General features: G+C 67.1%; 18 protein-coding genes and 3 pseudogenes. 12 read left to right on the forward strand and 9 right to left on the reverse strand.

What is annotated here, in order from left to right; all coding sequences use genetic code 11:
- Positions 1 to 10 precede the first annotated feature (10 nt).
- The 3 genes and pseudogenes from E2651_RS44965 to E2651_RS01155 all read right to left on the reverse strand — a co-directional run.
- A pseudogene (locus E2651_RS44965) lies at positions 11 to 136 on the reverse strand (IS5/IS1182 family transposase); the annotation flags it as partial.
- A 268-nt stretch (positions 137 to 404) separates the two neighbouring features.
- Positions 405 to 622 (reverse strand): annotated as a pseudogene (locus tag E2651_RS44970) (SDR family NAD(P)-dependent oxidoreductase); the annotation flags it as partial.
- Positions 623 to 670: 48 nt separating this feature from the next.
- Positions 671 to 1,432, reverse strand: coding sequence for a helix-turn-helix domain-containing protein (locus E2651_RS01155; RefSeq protein ID WP_135329073.1), 762 nt, complete (start codon positions 1,430 to 1,432; stop codon positions 671 to 673).
- Between the two features lie 516 nt (positions 1,433 to 1,948).
- Between E2651_RS01155 and E2651_RS01160 the strand changes: the two genes are divergently transcribed.
- Positions 1,949 to 2,926: a fumarylacetoacetate hydrolase family protein gene (locus tag E2651_RS01160; RefSeq protein WP_209446033.1), complete on the forward strand. Its 978-nt coding sequence runs from the start codon at positions 1,949 to 1,951 to the stop codon at positions 2,924 to 2,926.
- Positions 2,927 to 3,111: 185 nt separating this feature from the next.
- The gene (locus tag E2651_RS01165) at positions 3,112 to 4,101 is read left to right on the forward strand and encodes an MBL fold metallo-hydrolase (RefSeq protein WP_167828645.1); all 990 of its coding nucleotides are present in this window, start codon (positions 3,112 to 3,114) and stop codon (positions 4,099 to 4,101) included.
- A gap of 273 nt (positions 4,102 to 4,374) precedes the next feature.
- Here the strand turns inward: E2651_RS01165 and E2651_RS45885 are convergent, their stop codons facing one another.
- Positions 4,375 to 4,509: a hypothetical protein gene (locus E2651_RS45885; RefSeq protein ID WP_280922747.1), complete on the reverse strand. Its 135-nt coding sequence runs from the start codon at positions 4,507 to 4,509 to the stop codon at positions 4,375 to 4,377.
- A 969-nt stretch (positions 4,510 to 5,478) separates the two neighbouring features.
- On the opposite strand from E2651_RS45885, the gene E2651_RS01175 reads away from it, so the two are divergent.
- From E2651_RS01175 to E2651_RS01195, 5 genes are all read left to right on the forward strand, one after another.
- Positions 5,479 to 6,360: a hypothetical protein gene (locus E2651_RS01175; protein ID WP_135329040.1), complete on the forward strand. Its 882-nt coding sequence runs from the start codon at positions 5,479 to 5,481 to the stop codon at positions 6,358 to 6,360.
- 411 nt (positions 6,361 to 6,771) lie between these two features.
- On the forward strand, positions 6,772 to 7,176 hold the full coding sequence (locus E2651_RS45890; RefSeq protein ID WP_135329041.1) for a transposase: 405 nt from the start codon (positions 6,772 to 6,774) through the stop codon (positions 7,174 to 7,176).
- Positions 7,173 to 7,418 (forward strand): IS3 family transposase, encoded by a 246-nt coding sequence (locus E2651_RS01185; protein WP_167828647.1) that lies wholly within the window; start codon positions 7,173 to 7,175, stop codon positions 7,416 to 7,418. The genes E2651_RS45890 and E2651_RS01185 overlap by 4 nt, the downstream gene beginning before the upstream one ends.
- Positions 7,415 to 7,933 carry a tetratricopeptide repeat protein gene (locus tag E2651_RS01190; RefSeq protein ID WP_135329043.1) on the forward strand — a complete coding sequence of 173 codons (519 nt, stop codon included), beginning with the start codon at positions 7,415 to 7,417 and terminating at the stop codon, positions 7,931 to 7,933. Before E2651_RS01185 ends, E2651_RS01190 begins: the two co-directional genes overlap by 4 nt.
- A gap of 1,002 nt (positions 7,934 to 8,935) precedes the next feature.
- Positions 8,936 to 9,121 (forward strand): Imm49 family immunity protein, encoded by a 186-nt coding sequence (locus E2651_RS01195; protein WP_348541594.1) that lies wholly within the window; start codon positions 8,936 to 8,938, stop codon positions 9,119 to 9,121.
- Between the two features lie 554 nt (positions 9,122 to 9,675).
- Here E2651_RS01195 and E2651_RS01200 read toward each other — a convergent pair.
- The gene (locus E2651_RS01200; protein WP_135329044.1) at positions 9,676 to 10,341 is read right to left on the reverse strand and encodes a hypothetical protein; all 666 of its coding nucleotides are present in this window, start codon (positions 10,339 to 10,341) and stop codon (positions 9,676 to 9,678) included.
- Positions 10,342 to 10,406: 65 nt separating this feature from the next.
- Between E2651_RS01200 and E2651_RS01205 the strand changes: the two genes are divergently transcribed.
- On the forward strand, positions 10,407 to 10,898 hold the full coding sequence (locus E2651_RS01205) for a hypothetical protein (protein ID WP_209446034.1): 492 nt from the start codon (positions 10,407 to 10,409) through the stop codon (positions 10,896 to 10,898).
- Positions 10,899 to 10,981: 83 nt separating this feature from the next.
- Positions 10,982 to 11,134: pseudogene (locus E2651_RS46070) on the forward strand (deaminase); the annotation flags it as partial.
- 14 nt (positions 11,135 to 11,148) lie between these two features.
- On the opposite strand, the gene E2651_RS01215 reads toward E2651_RS46070, so the two are convergent.
- Complete coding sequence (locus E2651_RS01215) at positions 11,149 to 11,814, reverse strand: DUF998 domain-containing protein (protein WP_135329045.1); 666 nt, start codon at positions 11,812 to 11,814, stop codon at positions 11,149 to 11,151.
- A 198-nt stretch (positions 11,815 to 12,012) separates the two neighbouring features.
- On the opposite strand from E2651_RS01215, the gene E2651_RS43620 reads away from it, so the two are divergent.
- On the forward strand, positions 12,013 to 12,183 hold the full coding sequence (locus E2651_RS43620; protein WP_167828648.1) for a hypothetical protein: 171 nt from the start codon (positions 12,013 to 12,015) through the stop codon (positions 12,181 to 12,183).
- Between the two features lie 234 nt (positions 12,184 to 12,417).
- Entirely contained in the window at positions 12,418 to 12,927 is a 510-nt protein-coding gene (locus E2651_RS01220; RefSeq protein WP_135329046.1) for a hypothetical protein, read from the forward strand.
- A 233-nt stretch (positions 12,928 to 13,160) separates the two neighbouring features.
- Here the strand turns inward: E2651_RS01220 and E2651_RS01225 are convergent, their stop codons facing one another.
- Both E2651_RS01225 and E2651_RS01230 read right to left on the reverse strand, forming a co-directional pair.
- Positions 13,161 to 13,385: a hypothetical protein gene (locus E2651_RS01225; RefSeq protein ID WP_135329047.1), complete on the reverse strand. Its 225-nt coding sequence runs from the start codon at positions 13,383 to 13,385 to the stop codon at positions 13,161 to 13,163.
- Positions 13,386 to 13,737: 352 nt separating this feature from the next.
- Positions 13,738 to 14,109, reverse strand: a complete 372-nt coding sequence (locus E2651_RS01230) for a transposase (protein ID WP_135329048.1) — start codon at positions 14,107 to 14,109, stop codon at positions 13,738 to 13,740.
- Between the two features lie 776 nt (positions 14,110 to 14,885).
- On the opposite strand from E2651_RS01230, the gene E2651_RS01235 reads away from it, so the two are divergent.
- A complete protein-coding gene (locus tag E2651_RS01235; RefSeq protein WP_135329049.1) occupies positions 14,886 to 15,179 on the forward strand; it encodes a hypothetical protein in 294 nt (97 codons plus the stop codon).
- 864 nt (positions 15,180 to 16,043) lie between these two features.
- On the opposite strand, the gene E2651_RS01245 is transcribed toward E2651_RS01235, so the two are convergent.
- Positions 16,044 to 16,931, reverse strand: coding sequence for a TIGR03619 family F420-dependent LLM class oxidoreductase (locus tag E2651_RS01245; RefSeq protein WP_135329051.1), 888 nt, complete (start codon positions 16,929 to 16,931; stop codon positions 16,044 to 16,046).
- Between the last annotated feature and the right edge of the window lie 114 nt (positions 16,932 to 17,045).

The following is a 17,045-nucleotide window of genomic DNA, read 5'->3' on the forward strand; positions in this document are numbered from 1 at the left end:
CCGGGGGAGATCACGGGCGGAGCCAGAGTCGGATCGAGGCGACGGTGATGGTGACGGTGCCGTGGAAGATGTGGCCGCGCTTGTCGAACCTTGTGGCCATGGCTCGGGAGTTCTTCAACGCGTTGATCGTCCGCTCGAATTGTTCCTTCGCCTGTAGATCGTCTTGCCGAAGCCTGCGGGCCGGCCGCCCTTGCTGCCCTTCGTTGGCGGTCTTGCCCACGTTATGGCGGGGCTCTGAGTGGGGATCGAACGGTCACGGCCCAGATGTCTCGCAATCGCCGAGATCGACCAACCCTGGCGACGTAGTGCATGAGCATCCACGTCGCTCCGCAACAAGATCACCCCAAGCCGACACACCGAACAACGTCACACGATGGGTGGGGAGATCAACTGAGCTCGCAGCACACCAGCACTTCAACCGGACCGTGCGCGTTCTCGGCCTCCTTGAAGGCAGCCTGCACCTGGCCGGTGTCGGTGACATCGCTCTGGATGGCGAAGAGCCCCTCCGGGGTTCACCGGTGCGGTAGGTGACGGCAACGTGGTCGCCGGCCGCTTGCAGAGCGCGTGCAGCAGCCAGGCCGATGCTGCGGTTGCCTCCGGTGATCAGGACGGAACGGGACATGGGGGATCCCTTTATGAATGTGCTGTGGAGCAGGCGAGTTGGTGCAGGTCAAAGGACTGATACGGGCATGCCAGAGAGCGTCAACTGCGTGCTGATTGTCGCTGCCGTATCCATCACGGAGTCGACTAGGCGGTTTCGGACTGTGGGGCTGCCTACCTGGCTGTGAGCCGCGAGGAGGCTGACTGCGCCGGCCACGGTCGAGCCCCGCCAGAGCGGTGCTGCGATGGCGTCCCTGTCGAGCAGGGGCGATGGGCCGACGGCGTATCCGTCCTGCCGAATACGGGCGAGCTGCGGCCGTGCCGCGGTGACGTCACCGAGGCATGCCAGGATGGCCCACCCAGGAGGGTCAGCCTCGAGTGGAGCACGCCACAAGGCCTGGAGCGACGCTTGTGGGTTGGTGTGAAGGTGCTGCGCATGTGCGCCGAGAGCCTGCTCTGCGTGGATGCGCATCGGCTTGCCGATCAAGAGCGGTACGTACGCCAGGGCGATTTGACCGGTGCGTGACTGTAGTGTGATCAGCTCTGCTCGAACTGCAGCCGACCCCGCGCTAGTTGGCGGACCAGACGAGTCTGAGAAGGAGCCGGAGAAGAGAAGCGGTGCCTCTACAAGGGCGTAGTGGCCGCGCGGCCCTCGTCGCTCCAAGGCTCCCTCACAGATCAGCGCTTGGACGTAGCGATACGCGGTGGGGGCGGGCAAACCTGCCCTGGCGGCGATGGAGGACAGCGGATGGGCGCCGTCGCCGAGCTGCTGCAACGCACGCAGCACCGCCAGAGTGCGCCCCACGGAAACACCATTACGTTCCGATGGCATGACAGCAGCAGTTTGCAGCAAAGCGAACTCCCCCTCGCAGTTGAGGACCGACGCGTCTCCCACGACACGGTCAGATCCGAGTGGGGCTTTGACCCCGGAGTCATCCCCACGGGGACTCCGTTCTCCTAGACCATCAAGATCCAAGTCTCTCCGGTATCCAAGATCCGAGGTCAGGGCCCCTGATTGCGCTCCTCTCGGACCCGTGCAGCGGCGAGCTGCGCGCTGCTTTGCCACCACGAGAGGTGCGTCGGTGCAAGGAGGAGCATGCAGCCAATATCGGACCGGAATCAACGGGTTGGTAAATAGGTACAGTTTCCTGATGGGTATTCACCGCAACCTGCACAGGCCGATCCGGGCGGCTGGCCGGGGTCCGCCCTTTAGCGGCAGGCGCAGTGGCAGTCAGCAAGGGAGTTATGGTGCGGCTCGCAATCGCAATGAGAGCCGGGAGCTGATATGCGCTGGGTTACCTATGAGGAGCCGTTGCACACGGGACGCCGAGACCGGCGGGTGGGGGTCGTGCACGGCCAGGAGATCTACACCCTCCCGCCGGGGGATTCACTCGCCGACCTCCTGGCGGCCGGCACTGGCGTATTGGAGCGGGCGGGCCAGCAGGCGTTGGCCAAGCCTGACCAGGTGGTGGAACTCGATCGGGTCCGCCTCTGCGCGCCCATTCCCAGGCCTCCTGCTCTCTTCGACGCACTGTGCTACCTGGACCACCTGCGCGCCTGCCGGGTGGCGCAGGGGCAGCCCGAAGATCTTCCAGAGGTGTGGCAGCAGATACCCGCGGTCTACCAGGGCAATCACCGCACGGTCGTGGGCCCTTACGACGACATGCCGATTTTCCCGGGGAGCCGAATGTTCGACTTCGAGCTGGAGGTGGGGATCGTCATCGGTCGGCCGGGGCGTGACATCGACCCGGAGCGCGCCCTGTCGCACATCGCCGGATACACGCTGCTATGCGACTGGAGTGCGCGGGATGTCCAGCTGCGGGAGATGCAGCTGGGTATCGGCGTACTGAAGGGCAAAGACGGCGGGACGAGCCTGGGTCCGTGGCTGGTGACGGCGGACGAGTTCGACGCCACCGTCCCCATCAGCGCATACGTCGGGGACGAACTGATCGGCGCGGGCAGTGTCGGGGACAGGAAGAGCGGCGACTGGCGCTTTGAGGACGTCATCTCGCACATCTCCCGCGGCAGCACCCTTGAAGCCGGGGACGTCATCGGGTCCGGAACCCTCCCCGGTGGATGCCTTCTGGAGCACATGGCGGCAGCGGGATTCCGCGGGTGGCTCAAGCCTGGTGATGTCGTCCGGTTGTCGAGCCCTCAACTCGGCGAGATTCGCCAGACCATCCGCGCCTCCAGTGATGGCGCTTTCCCGGGGAGCTCGGCCGAGCTCCCCGGGAACGTCCGACCGGGGATCCTGACAAGCGCCCCATCCTCACCATCCGGCAGCGGGCAATCAATAGCAAAGGAAATAGGTACAGTTTCCTGCTGAATATCTCCGCTAGTCTCAACCCTGCCCACCCGTGGCCCTCAGTACCCCAAGTCGTCCTCTGTAACGGGGATTTGATGTCCCGGCACGTGCCGCGTAGGGTGCCTTCTCATCCGAGGACTGACCCAGCCCTGCATTTGTGTTCTTCAACACTCGCCAAAAGCCCAGTTGTTATAGAGAATGCGCCCATGCTGCATCCAAAGAAGTCTCTGACCTTTCCTGAGCATCTTCAGTACATCGCGGAGGGCGTGTACCTGTGGGACACCCATGCCGAGAAGGGGAGGTGGGGAGAGGCGAACTGCGTCCTCCTGGTATCCGGGGGAGAAGCCGCCCTGGTCGATACGCCCTACGACGAGGCAATGACCCGAGCCTTACAAGCGGCCGCGGCGAAGGTCCTGCCCACGGACACCACCATCGACACCGTGATCAACACCCACGCCAACGGTGACCACTGCTTCGGCAACGCCTACTTTCCTGGGGCGCGCATCATCAGCAGCGCCACAAATGCCGAGCACCTGTGTCACGAACCAGGCCCGGCCGACATGCACCGCCTGGTGAACGGCAGCGACCCTGACACCCCCATGGGGTGGTACGCGCGCCAGAAGTTCGGCCACTACGACTACGAGAACGTGAGCCTCGTGGGACCAACTGACACGTTCCGGGACAACCGTGCGGTCAGAGTCGGTGGGATGGATGTGCAGCTCTTCGAGGTCGGCCCGGCGCACACGGCTGGGGACGTCATCGCGTGGATCAAGTCGCGCGACGTTGTTGTTGCCGGCGACATCCTCTTCAACGGGGATCACCCAGCGCACTGGAATGGGCCCCTGCGCAACGTCGTGGCCGCGGTCGACGCGATCCTCGAGTTACGCCCGCGAGTCATCGTCCCTGGGCACGGGCGGCCGATGACGGCCGCCGAGGCGCACGCCCACCGCGAGTATCTGACAGAGCTGGAGCGCTTGATCCATCAGCACCATCTGGCGGGCACAGGGGCCTATGACGCGGCGAGCTCCATCATCGACAGCGGCTTCTACTCGCATCTGGGCGCCGTCGAGCGCATAGCAATCGTGACCGCGGCAGAGTATGCGCACCTCGACGGCAAGGAGCCACTAGGAGCGGTTGCTCTCGCAGAGCATGCTGCCCGCTTTGCATGGGAGCGCAGGGACCTCGTTCCGGCCTGATAGCTGGCCAGGAGGTCGCGACTGCGGGCAGGGAGAGTGCGGAAGCGCGGTAGTTGGGCGGTCGGCAAGACACAGTGCTGTGGCCAAAACTTCAGAGGAGGGGGATTCCTGTGACCTACGTCAGTCGGCCAGGGGTATCGACCGCGACACACGAGATCACCCATGAGGAGATCATCAAGCTGCATCACAGCTTCTGTGGGGAGGACACGTCGCCCGCGCCCCGCTCCCCAGGCCGCGCTCGGAGTGTTCGCCCGCTCCCTTTCTGAGCTCAGCTCATGTCCGTCGGACGAGGAGCGCCGCGCCCGGGCTTTCGCGGATATAGCCGCTCTCGGCGAAGCCGCCGCAGGCGAGGCGCTGAGGCTGGCAGGCGTCGCGGCCGCGCAGGTGGGTGGGATCATCACGTTCCACGACACGGGCCGAACGGACGGCCCCCCGCGGCCGCGCCGGTCGAACTGGGCACCCACGTCATAGTGAAGCTTGGCCTGCCTGCCACGGTGTCGTGGGTCCCCCTGGAGGTCGCGGCAGGACCAGGAGGCGTGCACGCGTTGACACTTGCGCGCACACTCGCCCGGCCCGGCTGTCCGTCCTCGTCGTCGGCGCTGAGGCCCACAGTTCGTTGCTGACCTGGGGCGAGATGCGGTCGTGGCAGAAGCTGCGGCTGGCCGACGGCGGGGCAGCAGCGTTGGTGAGTGTTGATCCGATCGGCAGCCAGCCAGCCAGCCAGCCAGCCAGCCAGCCAGTCAGTCAGCCAGTCAGTCAGTCAGTCAGTCAGTCAGCCGCGCGCATCACGGATGACTGGTCCTTCGTCTTCCGGCCCGACGCGCTGACGCCGACGTCGGCAACCCGCCTCTCCTCGGTTGAGAGCGAAACGGCCGCGGTAGCCACGGCACTTGCTGAACTTCCATGGACGCGTGATGCCGATGGGCGGACCCCGAGGTCGCACTCATCAATCCGCCCTCCGTCTCGTACGGCTATGCGGAGGTGCAGCCCAACACCGTCGCAGCGGAAGGAGGTGACATCGGCGGCGCCACGATTCTGCGCAGTCTCGCGGCTCCCTTTGATCAACTGGCTCCCGCCCAGGGGGGGGCTCATGCTGGGGGTTGGCCCACACGAGGCCAGTGCCTGCCGGTTCACGATGTGGAACCAAGCCGTCCACTCAGCGAAGTGGGGGGATTCGCCTCGTTCCTCACTCTGTGAGTGCATTCCCTTTTCGACTGATTCCCCCCAAAGGCCTGTTGTGGTAACCGACCGTAGGTCCCTGAGTGCGGGCCGTGATTCTCCTCTGCCTAAAATGCTGACGCGACAGCCAGCAGAGCGCGCGGCGAGCGCGCACGCCGGGCTTCCGAAGACCACGGGAGCAAGGGAGAGGGGAACGGCATGGCAGAGGACGAGCTCGAGCAGTTCAGGACACTCCTGCAGACGTTCCGCGAACGGGTTGGCCCAACAACTCTCGGCCTGCCACCGCGCGACCCTTCACGTCGCGGGCCACGCATGACGGGGCCGACCCAGGACCAGGTCAACTACATCCTGGGGTGGGGGCGGGGTAAGTACGCCGGCGTCGAGGGCGGCAAGCTGCCCGGCCGGGGCATCCAAACCGAACACCTACATGAGATAGCCTCACTTTTCCGGCTAACAGAGGATGAATACCGCCAACTTCACCTCCTTGCACTGGGTGTAATGCCGCCGGGGCCCCTGTATCCCGACGCCGGTGTGCGGATCCCATCTCAAGGCGAGTGGCAGCGCGTCGTCGACGGGCAGCGGGAGATTGCCTACGTCACGAACGTGCAATGGGGCCTTGTGGCCTGGAACGCCGCTTTCGCCCGTCTTTTCAGGGTCTCGGGCTTCACCGGAGGCCGAGGCGTACCGGAAAACATGATGGATTGGATGCTGTTCTCCGATCTGGCGCGTCACCGGCTCCTCCTTGACTGGGAGAGGAGTTGGGCGCCTTCCGTGCTCTCCCAACTGCACTCGGTGGCACTGCAGAATCCGGAGAACGACAGGCTCGGGCAGCTCATGGAGCGTGTGCGTGCGGACCCGGTCACTCGACGCATCTTTAACGCCGGCGTCGACGGCTACAAGTACCCCGACGGGGATAGCCGGCCACTGTGGCACCCAGACCATGGCATCGGCCGTGCGGTGATGGCTTCCGCACATCCCTCCAGCGCCCCCCAAGCACGCCTCATCGTCGTGTGCTTCGACCCCGACGCCCCCTCGCTTGACCGTGACAGCGAAGACACTCCCACGCCGCGGGAGGCCTAAGCTCATGGACTTTCCGACGCCCGCACCCCCTTGGGCAGCAACGAGGCCTGGTCTGCTCCACGACGATCTCGCCAATCTGGTTCATGCCGTCGCGGTGGAGCTCGACGGCAGGGGCTACCACACACTCAATGAGCTGCCGGATCAGGCTGACGACCTCCCGCCACAGGTAGTTGCTCGGGTACCAGTGCTGCGGGTGCTGAACTTTCGTATGCAGTGTCGGCAGCCAAATATTCTGACGGGGTGGGACCTGCTGCTGGGCAGGACAGGCCCCTCTGGATGGAATGAGGAGAAGACCGCGGCCCTCAACCTCGGGCGGTCCGGCAATCGCTCGGCTCGCGAAGTTGTTACTCACGGCCTCGATGCCATGGGGTTGGTCTCGTATCGCTCGGCCGACGGGACACCCCGCCAAGCATGCCCCCGGCCTTGACCGGTCCGGTCTGCGATGGGGCCCTGACTCCGGATCTTGGATACCGGAGAGACTTGGATCCTGATGGTCTGGGAGAACGGAGCCCCCGCGGGGATGAAGCACTATCCCGCCGAGTTCAAGGCGGACGAGGTCGCGTTGTACGGTCCCGTCCGGGAGCGACGATCAAGTCGGTTGCTGCCGATCTCGGAGTGAGCACCGAGACGCTGCGCAACTGGATCCGGGCCGCTGACGGTCGGAGCCCCGGCGCCGACTCGACGTTCCCGGCGGCCGCGCCGACACCGGACTCGGCGGAAGTTGCCGCGTTGCGCAAGCGGGTGCGCGAGCTCGAGGAAGAACGGGACATCCTGTGCAAGGCGGCCCGGTATTTCGTGGGGGAGACGCGCTGGTGAGCCGCTGCCAGTTCGTTGAAGATCACCAGCGCCGGTTCGGTGTCACGCGCTTGTGCTCGCTGCTGGGGATCGCCCGCTCGAGCTTCGACTACTGGCGCCGCACCGCCCCACACCGGCTGGCCCGGCAGACGGCCGAGGCTGAGCTCGCGACCCGGATACGCAAGACCCACCAGGACTCCGACGGCACTTACGGCGCCCCGAGGATCACCGCCGAGCTCTGTGAGGAGGGCGGCCGGCCGTGAATCACAAGCGGGTCTCCAGGATCATGCGGGTCATCGGGATCGAGGGAGTGCGCCTGCGAGCCGGCACCGCACCACCGTCGCGGACCCGGCTGCGGCGAAGGCCGCCGGATCTGATCGGCTGCGACATCACCTACCTGAGCGTTGGCGGCGGAAAGTTCTGCTGTCTCGCGACCGTCATCCGTCATCGATTCTCCAGCACGTTGCAGAAACCGCCGACTACCTCAGCATCGGCATTCACGCCCATCGCGCAGCACCAGCCATCGCCGAAGTCGCCTACCGTCATGCCAGCAGCACTGGGGGACACCAATGCGATGTTCACCCTCGGCCTCCTGTTAGGGGAGGCGGGGCGTACGGACGGGGCTGAGGCCGCCTTCCGCCAGGCCGCGGAGGTGGGGGAAGCAGAGGCCGTGGTCAGCTTCGGCTTCCTGCTGGAAGATGCGGGACGCACAGACGAGTCCGAGACCTTCTACCGCCAGGCCGCCGCCGGAGAGGGGCAGGGCAAGGCGCACCCCTGACGGGTGAGAGCTTGACCCTGAGCTGGTCTGCAGGATAGGGCGCGTACGAGCCTCGTTCCCGCTACTGAGGGCGAGAATCCTGATCCTGCCGTAGGCCATCACGGAAGCGCGGGCACACCCGTTTTCGCCGATCCTCATCAGGGCTGGTTGACCGTGACACCACCGAGGTGCCCGGCACCAGTATTTTCACCGAGATCCAGCCAAGAGACAGGAACACGCCACCCATTCCCCTCGGCGGTGGCTGGCGCGGTTTTACAGATCTGAGCACCACCTCCGTGGTGCTCCCCTGCCGCAACCGGGACGCCTCCGTGGCAGTCTCCGCGCGGGAGATCGCCTCTGACGGCACGTCTTCGGACAGAGCCCGCAAGGTCGCCGAACTGGTGACCGCCACAGCGGTGAAGGCAGCCCGCCGGTGGTCCTGCGAAACGGACCACGGCGGCGGTCGGATCCCGGATCTCCGGGCAGCGCCGAAGCCGTCGGGGGCTGGCGTCGCCGTGGGGACGTGCCATGGTGTGCCGCTGAGTGGCCGTGCCGATCCAGCTCGGCCGATGAAGGAAAGGAAGACGTCGTCCAAGGCCCGGTGGCCTGCAGTACACCCGCCCGCCAGGAAGCGACCACTTCGGCGCGTAGGCAAGTGCCAAATGTCCCGACTACAGCGCCCGAGCGCTGTTCACAGCTCTCCCCGGAGGAGACGACGACACCGCCGCGCAGCGGGACTTGGCCAAGCAGCTCCTCGCCGGTTTCGCGAAGGCCTCGGCCAAACGCCACCACTGCACAGACCTCCGACTGCCGCGCTGACACCGCTACCAATGACGAGACGGAGGATCTTGTGCCAGGCTGCTTCGACAATGTTGGCCATACCGTGATTGTGCAGGCCCTACGGCCACGTCATCAAAGATCACATACTGACCGGCCGGCCCACCGCGCCGCTGAGCAAGCCGGACGCTGATGAGCGCGCCGAGGCGGCCAGGGAGCTGGACGCAGTCGGTCCTCTGACACCGGATCGGATCCCACGTTCGTGTAGTCCTCGACGACGACCAAAACGCCTTTGAGCAGGCTCTCGAGGCGCGGCTTGTCGAGCACCGCACGAACGTGGGATCCGATCCAGCGCCCCGGACGCTGCTGCCGCTGGGAGTCCTTGTCCTGGCCGCTCTTGCGGTCCAAGTGCACGGCACGGCCAGCCTGTAGACGGCGGCGGCGAGTTGGGTGATCGACGTCTACAGCGGGGCACCAACAGCGGGGCACCGTCGATGGCGCTGCGCCCCGCGGGTTCACTGCGAAGGTGGGTGAGTACAGCCTGCTGCACCTGACCCATGCCCCGTGACATGGCTCAAGGATTGCGTCGTCAGCGCGATCCGGGCAACGAGCGCATACCGCTTGGCGGGTGCGCACCGGCGCGGGCTCAGGGTGAAGTGCAACTCGGCAACGAACCCTTAGCACCCGTCTTTGGACCTCTCTGTTGATCTCGTACACGCGCCACGGTGGAGCACTCGGGTATGCACGGAGCCCTCTGAGGGACGTGATGACGGCGTCCATCGTGTCGCTGAGGACCGCCTCGCGCTCGACCGGCGTCATCGCGGTGAGCGGAACACCGCCGCCGTGGTGTCGACATTTCCTACGTCACCGCCCTGCGCGGCGTCAGTACCTGGGGCCGCCGCGACGTTGCTGCAGGTCAAGTATGTGCAGCAGTCGGAGGGATGTGAGGCACGTTGTGTCGACCCGAGATGGAGCCGGGGCGGATTTCAGGTGGTGGTGCCGGGGGCTGGGGCCTGGCCGACGAGGTAGATCCGGCTGCGGAGTTCCGTCTCTGCCCAGTCCAGGTCGGCTCGTAGGTCGAGCCAGACCTGGTCCTTGCGGTTGCCGGGCTGGTCGAGTCTGACGGCGACCCAGGAGAACACGCCCTGGAGGATCTCCCGGTTGCGTCCGGGGCTGGTCACGGAGAGCGCGAAGGGCAGGGCGATGCCGGCCCGGGTGACGATCATGTGGCTCTCATCGTCCGGTTGGGGGCGGCCTCCGGTGAGGTAGCGCGGACCGTCGAGCACCTTGATCCACTCCAGAACCGCTCCAGGGACCTGTTCGTCCAAAATCCCCGCGATGGAGTCGCGCACTGCAATGGCGGGCTGTTCACCGAGCCAGTCCAGCCAGTGCTTGGAATCCGTGAACTTGGAGAAGTCGTCCTTGGGCGGGCCGTAGTTCGGATTCTCCACGAACTCGCCGGTCAGTTTCCCGTCCTCGCCGACCCGCCAGACACCCTGGACGGCTTCCCCCGGGACGTAGCCGTTGGGGTCGCCGATGAGGTCAGGGTCGATCACCGCAACCGACCCGCCCGGGTTCGCAGCCGCCTCCGCGACGAGTTCGGGCGGAGGCGACTGCAGGATGCGACGCCGCTCCGCCGGTATGTCCCCCATGTGAGCACCCCTTCGCCTGGTTCGTGCGAGGAGGTCAGCACCACCCCGCCTGGGCCATATTTTCCATGAGCTCTGCCGGCCGACGTCTCAGGGGCTGGATCGAAGCCGCCGCGCCCCTGCCGCTGGAGAGCGTCCAGGAAGCCGCCGCCCGCACCCGCACCGTGGCGACCGGCGCGGTCGCCGGGCACGCCGACATCGCGGCCGTACGCGACATGGTGAAGCTCTTCATGGACATGGACGAGAAACACGGCGGGCAGCACGGCCGCTCCGCGTTCGTGCAGTACCTGGTCACCGACATCGCGGACCTGTGCCGGGGCCGCTTCGCCAACGGTGAGGTGAGGTCCGAGGTGCTGTCCGTCGCCTCGGCCGACGCCCACCTCGCAGGCTGGAAGGCATACGACTCCGGGGGAACAGGGCCTGGCACAGCGGTACTACCTCCAGTCCCTCGCTCTCGCACGGGCCTCCGGCATCCCCGGCCAGGACGGCTTCGTGATGTGCACGATGTCGCAGCAGGGCATGAAGCTGCACCGCCCCGAGCACTGCCTGGCCCTCGCTGAGACCGGCTGGGAGAGGGCCAAGGGCCGGGTGGACGAGCAGGTCGAGGCTCTTTTCGCCATCACCCATGCACACGCGCTCGCCAAGATACGAGACGATGGTCTACTGGGAGACCGCGCACACCGATCCCGACCAGCCGCCGCACATCCTGCGGTACGCCCGCGACTGGCACGCCGCGGAGAAGATCGTGTACTCCACGACGCTTGAGCCGGTGTCCAGCGCGAAGACCAGGAGCGAGCTCCTAGACCCGATTCACGGCCGATCTGTCCGGTCCGTCTGGTCCGTCTGGTCCGTCCTGTCCATCTGGTCCGTCCTGTCCGTCTCACTCGTCCGTCCAAGGGGTGCCCTGGCCCTGCAGGACGCCACCACCACGAAGGGCCATGCCGTCTGGGCGGTGGTCAGGACGCGTTCGGCCACGCCGGCGGCGCCCTGGCGATGCAGTTCGATCAGGAACCACGCCGCGCCGGCTCCCATCAGCAGGCACACCGCGAGCGACAGCGCGGGCCGTAGTCCCCAGGGGGCGGCTCCGTCGCGGTCGGACGCCAGGACCGGCCACAGCGCCATGAGCGCGAAGCCGACGGCGACGACCCAGCCGTGCACCAGCGAACCCCCGCTCTCCGGAACCGGGGACAGGCCCATCCCCATCACGGCCACCCCGCCGCAGCCCAGCGCGACCCTCCCGGCAGGTGCGGCCGGGCGCAGTCCCCAAGCGGTGACGAGGTGACAGATTCCCAGGACGAGCAGTACCCCGGTCAGCACCCACCGTCCGGAAGCTCCGCCGGCCGCCATGACGCTGATGGTCTCCGTGGCCGGGTCGTAGCCGGGCCCGTGCAGCTCCGCCGCAACCGACCAGCCACCGACCAGCAGAGGAGGCGCGCAGCCGGACGAGAGCGCGGCCCACCAAGGTACGAACCTCATCAGGCCACCATAAGTACCCAAACCGCCCGCCCGTCGGCGCCCACGCCCGGCCGTCGCACACCGCCGTCCTGCGCCGGGCCCGGACGAGGATCAGGGGCTGGCGGTCCGGCTGGACGCGGCGTCGTCGTGGCCGGTGAGCCCCAAGTACGACAGCGCGCGAGGACGACGAGGACGACGAGGACGAGCTGGGTCTGGCTCATGCCGCCCGACGCCGTACGGCACTTCTCGCACCAGTTCACCCGGCGCGCCACGGCCACCGGGCGCGGCTCAGACGTCAGGTCCGTCGTCGCCGCTGTCCTCCACCTCTCCGTTGGGATGCGCGACGGCATCGTCTGCGTTCTGGCGGCACCTCGCCGGGTCCTCGGCTGAACAGGCGCTGGATCTCGTTGCAGGACAGCGGGACCAGGTCGGTCGGTCCAGGGCGACGGGCGTGTTCGTCGGGTGCGCATCGCCCGTGAATGCGGCGAACCGACACTCATCGGACCGCTGCGGAGTCGTTGACGCCGCTGGCGACGTCAGAGGCGACGGGTGCGGACGGATGGGACACCCTGCGACGCTCTCGATTCGCCTGCGCGAATCTGTGGGGACCAAGAGAATGCGACCATGGACGCGGTGATCGTCGGCGCTGCGGCGGGCCTGTTGGGAGCCGCGGTAGGTGCTGGAGGTGCAATCGGGGCGGCTGCTTTCGCTGGCCGCCACCAGGCCAAGACGCAAAAGGATCATTGGCGACGCCAGTTTCAGCGTGACACCCACGTGGCATTCGCGGTGGCCTGGAGCAACTTCCACCGAACGCTGATCGAGGCCTCCGACTTGTTCAGGATGGGGGCCATCCCAGCGGCGGAGCAGCTGACCTCAGCCTTGACGCTCGCCGATCAGCAGCGCGAGAAGGCGTCGGATGCACTCTCCGTGCTCCAACTGGACGGCGTCCGGGCAGTGTTCATGCCCGCATGGCAGGCCCACGAACATCTCGTATCTCTCAGCCATCTGTTGCAGAGTGCATCCGATCCGAACCGCAGGCACGAAGCTGTGTGGGCGGAAGTTTCACGTCACGTGCAGGCGGCGAGACAGGAGTACGAGCACTTCATCGAGGCAGTTAACGAGACCAACTCATAGAGGCGGCAGAAGCCCCGGTATTGCCTCCCGCCAATCAATCAAGATCGCTCCGCCACCTCGACCGTCTTGCTGTAGCGACGAAAGCCGCTCCCCAGTGGCCAGGTCTTGCTCTCCAGGTGCCGTTCGTGTCCTGGACAACGGAGTTTTAGGAACAGGCTCTCGCCTGCCGCGGGTTTGCGTCCTGTCCGTCACAAGCGATGACGCGGACAAGGTGGGGCAGGCAGTCCCGCGGCTCACTTCGGAGGCGTGGAGGCCTCGCTGACGGCGGCGAGCAGTTCGAAGGGGAGCTCTCGGTCGACTTGGCCGATGGCGAGACCGAGCCAGCGACCAGTAGACGGCACCTGCCACGTTCGCATGCTCCCAGCAAGCATGGAAAGGGAGCCCAGGGGCTCGGGCGCCTCCTCGATGTCCGGGTAGTCCGGGTCGTCGAGCCCGAGATAGGGCCACAGATCGACCACGGTCGGACTACCCCAACGCCCGGCCAGCACCGTGCCCAGTGCGGTAGGTCTGCCTCCAACTCCTCCTCGGCCGCCGCGACCGTCCCCGGATCAGGAGCATCCCAGAAGTCCCGCTCTCCCGGAGAACAGCGATGTGATACCCGGGCCCGCCCCATCCGTGTTGCGTCCTCGACTGGCCTTCCTGTTCGGGGAACGGCAGAGCAATCAAGGCATCGACGATCGACAGCTGCTCCTCAGCGGAGCCTGCGGACCGGGAGTGAATCGGCATGGCCGGAGTGTAGGGCTGGTGACAGATGTCGTGCCCAGATGACAGCTATCGCGCCCAGTCACACCCCACCTGCAAGATCACGATCTACGGCTGGAGTGCTAAACGGTTGATGTGTCCCTCGACGACGCCGGAGCTGTAGGTGAGGGTGAGTCCGGCGGTGACCGCGTCGAGGTCCTGGCGCAGGAACCCGGCGAAGCTACGCATCGGTGCCGGAGTGTCTTGTTCGGCCTGGCGGATCCAGTCCATCAGTAGTTGGCCGCGGCGGTTCCGGGTCAGGTCGGCGAAGGTGCGGGCGAGGTCGCAGGCTCGGGTGATGTCCGGGCAGGCGGGGCGGACTTGGAGGAGCTGTTGCCCCTGTTCGTCGGTGAGGGCCTCGCGGGGCGCATGATCCAGCCGGTGATCTTGCGCGGGCTGGGTATGTCCGCCCGGATTCGGTTCGGTGTGCCCTGTCCGCAGTGGCGAGCATGTCCTGCCGGCCGCGGGCGTCGCGTACGCGGTCCCTGACGACGAGGTTGAGGCGGCCGAGGGGGATGAGGCGGGCGCCGGAGCGGTACTCGCTCCACACCGTGCGGCCGCCCCGCCCGTCGTTGTCCTTGTAGCGCTCGGCGAGTTCCCGCACCCCCAGGCCTTCGGTCAACTCCCTGAGAAATCGAGCGAGTTCGTTCGCCGCCTCGCTCGCGCCCTTCGGGGCCCCCTGGGGGCGCCCTGCCCTGGCCATGTCCCTCCCGTTGTCCGCGGACAACCCCCGTTGTCCGCCCCTTCGCACCCCTCCGGCCTGCGCTTTCGCGCGCGGGCCGCCCCGGCCAACCGCCACCGCCGAGCAACGTGGGCGGCGTACCGAGTGGCGTACCGGCCCGTCCCGCTCCGCCCAGGATCGCCTACGACCCTGCGGGATGCGCGACGTGTCGCAACAGATGCGTGGTTGCGCCAACTCACCCAGTTTCACGCCAGGTTCAGGCCACAGAACACGCCTGATCGAATGTCGCCCAACGTAGGGAGCTGAGTTGCCTCGAACTCGAATACGTACGTCGATGAGGTGCGGCACATCGGCGCTGATCGTCGGCGCGCTTGCCACGGGCGCGGTTTCCTCGATGCCCGCGCAGGCCGACACCGTTCAGGCCGGCGCCCCCCTGGACGCGGACCGGTGGTGCTGCGGCGGCTCCTCGCTCGGCGTTCTGGATGGCGCCTGTGATGCGGCTGGATGAACACCGCGGTGCTCGTAGGATGCCCGGATGCGCAAGCCGATACCGATGAACCGCCGTACCTGGGTTGCCGTGTGGGTGGTGCTGTGTGCGGCCGGTCTCGCCGTTACCGCCGAACTGAGCGCCTCCTCGGCACCGGATCCGTCGCCCGAGAAGTCCGTCAGTGCCGAGTGTGCCCAGTACATCGCGGACATCGAGAGGCAGTTGGCCAGGGCTGGGCAGGAAGGCGAGGAAGACGGAGTGCTGGGCTTCTCGCGAGTCCGGGTCGGCACTGAGGACGACTGCGGTGACGAGTTCCGCAACCACTTCGGCGGCGATCGGTGAGCCGCGGTAGCTTCTGGCTCGCCGCGATGGCAGGGGCAACCTTCGTCGGTGCCGGGGCGATCATCGCCGTGGGCGCCACGTCGGAAACAGAGCCGCGGCCCACGCCGCCGCGGGTGTACTCCTCCTGCCTGGCGGCAGACACCAAGCCGATTGCCGACGCTGACCCGTGCGGCGGCCGCTGAAGACCGCCTGCGCGACTGTCCGCCGCAGGTCGGCAAGACACCCAAACCGAGCCGGGCTTCGAGCTGTTGCGCGCGGGTACTGCTTGCTTGAGCCGGCTGGATGAGCTTCCGGCTACGTCAGGAGCCGGAAGGCAGGCTGTTGGGCCCAGGCTCTGAGGAATTCCGCTGAGCCGTATGCGGCGGGTCGCGGATCGGTCATCGTAGCGACGATGCCCGGAAGGCCGGCCACGATGGGCACCTGGTCCTCCCGTAGTGCGGCGTTGGCGACGCCGCCGTTCAAGTCCATGACGGCGGCGGTCAGCAGGGCCGTGACGACGTGGTCGACGGGGCTGTTGCAGAACGCGATGACGTCGACGGCGTGGGTCGGGGTGAAGCCGATAAGGGGTTCCTGGTCGACCCGTCGGCGTGTTCGGCCTCGAAGACAACCTCGTCGCCGTTGCCGGGCCCCATGAGAGAGATCAGGACGGGCCGACGCCCGTCGACGTGACGGTGTCCGTGATGCCCAGGCTCTCCGCGTGAATGCTCACGTCGAACGCGCCGACCCGCTTCCCCTCAAAACGCCGCCGTCCCGATGTGGTCGCCGCCCGGCGCACGCCCGCATCCGCAGCGAGAGGGGCATACGCTGGGGCGGACGGCCTCTCGATGCGGATGCATGATCACGGCGGCCTTTCTGGCCACGGCATTACGTGAGTTGCGGTGCCACCTCGGCTGCGATCCACTCCATTGCCTTCTCGACATGTTCAGCCGCGACAGGCAGCCACAGGGTACAAGTGGTGAGTCCCGCTTCGGCGAGCCGTCCGAGGTCGTCGGCGACGCCGGCTGCGGTGGGCGCAGGGCCGCCGAGCGGCCGTCCCGGTGGCGGAACCGCCGCGGGGACGCCGGGCGGAGTGAGGAATGCGGCTGAAGCGAGCGTCAGGCGGTCAGTGTGTCCTGTAGCGCCGGCGAGGTCACGCAGGCGGCGCCGGACGTTGGTGACCTCCGTGGCGTCGGCGCCGGTGCCGTACCAGCCGTCGCCGAACCTCAGCACACGGCGCAGGGCGGCGTCGCTGTGGCCGCCGATCCACACGGGCGGACCGCCGGCGGTGACCGGAGGCACTCCCAGGTGTGCGGAGCGCAGTGTCGTGAACGGCCCGTCGAAGTCTGCGGGTCGCTGGGTCCACAGGGCCTTGGCGGCGGCGAGGTGGTCGTCGGTGCGTGCGCCGCGTTCGCGGGCGGGTACGCCGACGGCGGTGAACTCGTCGGGGTTCCAGCCGGTGCCGACGCCCAGGATCAGGCGGCCGCCGGAGATGACGTCCAGGGTGGCCGCCTGGTTGGCGAGCAGCAACGCCGGGTAGTACGGCGCGACGAGTACGGACGTCAGCAGCCGCAGGCGCGTCGTCGCCCCTGCGACGGCCGACAGCAGAACAAGCGGGTCCGTGTCGAGGCCGAAACCGCTGTCCAGGAGGCGGTTGCCGACCGCAACGTGATCGAAGCCCAATTCTTCGGCGCGGCGTGCGGCACGCAGCACGCTGGCTCCGTCGTTGAGCGGCCAGCGCGGTTGAAGGGAGACGCCCAGGCGCAGCAGGGGCATGAGGTTGCCTTTCGGTGGCAGTCCGGTGGCGACACGACGATCACCCGACCGTCCTGTCGCCACATCCAACTCCCGTACCACTCCTATTCATTCCGGCCGGTACGCCAGCGCCCG

The sequence above is a fragment of the Streptomyces sp. MZ04 genome, from assembly GCF_004684775.1.
In the GTDB taxonomy this organism is placed as follows: Bacteria; Actinomycetota; Actinomycetes; order Streptomycetales; family Streptomycetaceae; genus Streptomyces.

Bases quoted from the DNA above. Each gene is read 5' to 3' on its own strand.
- E2651_RS01155 (WP_135329073.1), bottom strand. From the start codon at position 1,432: ATGCCATCGGAACGTAATGGTGTTTCCGTGGGGCGCACTCTGGCGGTG.
- E2651_RS01165 (WP_167828645.1), top strand. From the start codon at position 3,112: ATGCTGCATCCAAAGAAGTCTCTGACCTTTCCTGAGCATCTTCAGTAC.
- E2651_RS01175 (WP_135329040.1), top strand. From the start codon at position 5,479: ATGGCAGAGGACGAGCTCGAGCAGTTCAGGACACTCCTGCAGACGTTC.
- E2651_RS45890 (WP_135329041.1), top strand. From the start codon at position 6,772: ATGCCCCCGGCCTTGACCGGTCCGGTCTGCGATGGGGCCCTGACTCCG.
- E2651_RS01200 (WP_135329044.1), bottom strand. From the start codon at position 10,341: ATGGGGGACATACCGGCGGAGCGGCGTCGCATCCTGCAGTCGCCTCCG.
- E2651_RS01205 (WP_209446034.1), top strand. From the start codon at position 10,407: ATGAGCTCTGCCGGCCGACGTCTCAGGGGCTGGATCGAAGCCGCCGCG.
- E2651_RS01215 (WP_135329045.1), bottom strand. From the start codon at position 11,814: ATGAGGTTCGTACCTTGGTGGGCCGCGCTCTCGTCCGGCTGCGCGCCT.
- E2651_RS43620 (WP_167828648.1), top strand. From the start codon at position 12,013: ATGCCGCCCGACGCCGTACGGCACTTCTCGCACCAGTTCACCCGGCGC.
- E2651_RS01220 (WP_135329046.1), top strand. From the start codon at position 12,418: ATGGACGCGGTGATCGTCGGCGCTGCGGCGGGCCTGTTGGGAGCCGCG.
- E2651_RS01235 (WP_135329049.1), top strand. From the start codon at position 14,886: ATGCGCAAGCCGATACCGATGAACCGCCGTACCTGGGTTGCCGTGTGG.
- E2651_RS01245 (WP_135329051.1), bottom strand. From the start codon at position 16,931: ATGCCCCTGCTGCGCCTGGGCGTCTCCCTTCAACCGCGCTGGCCGCTC.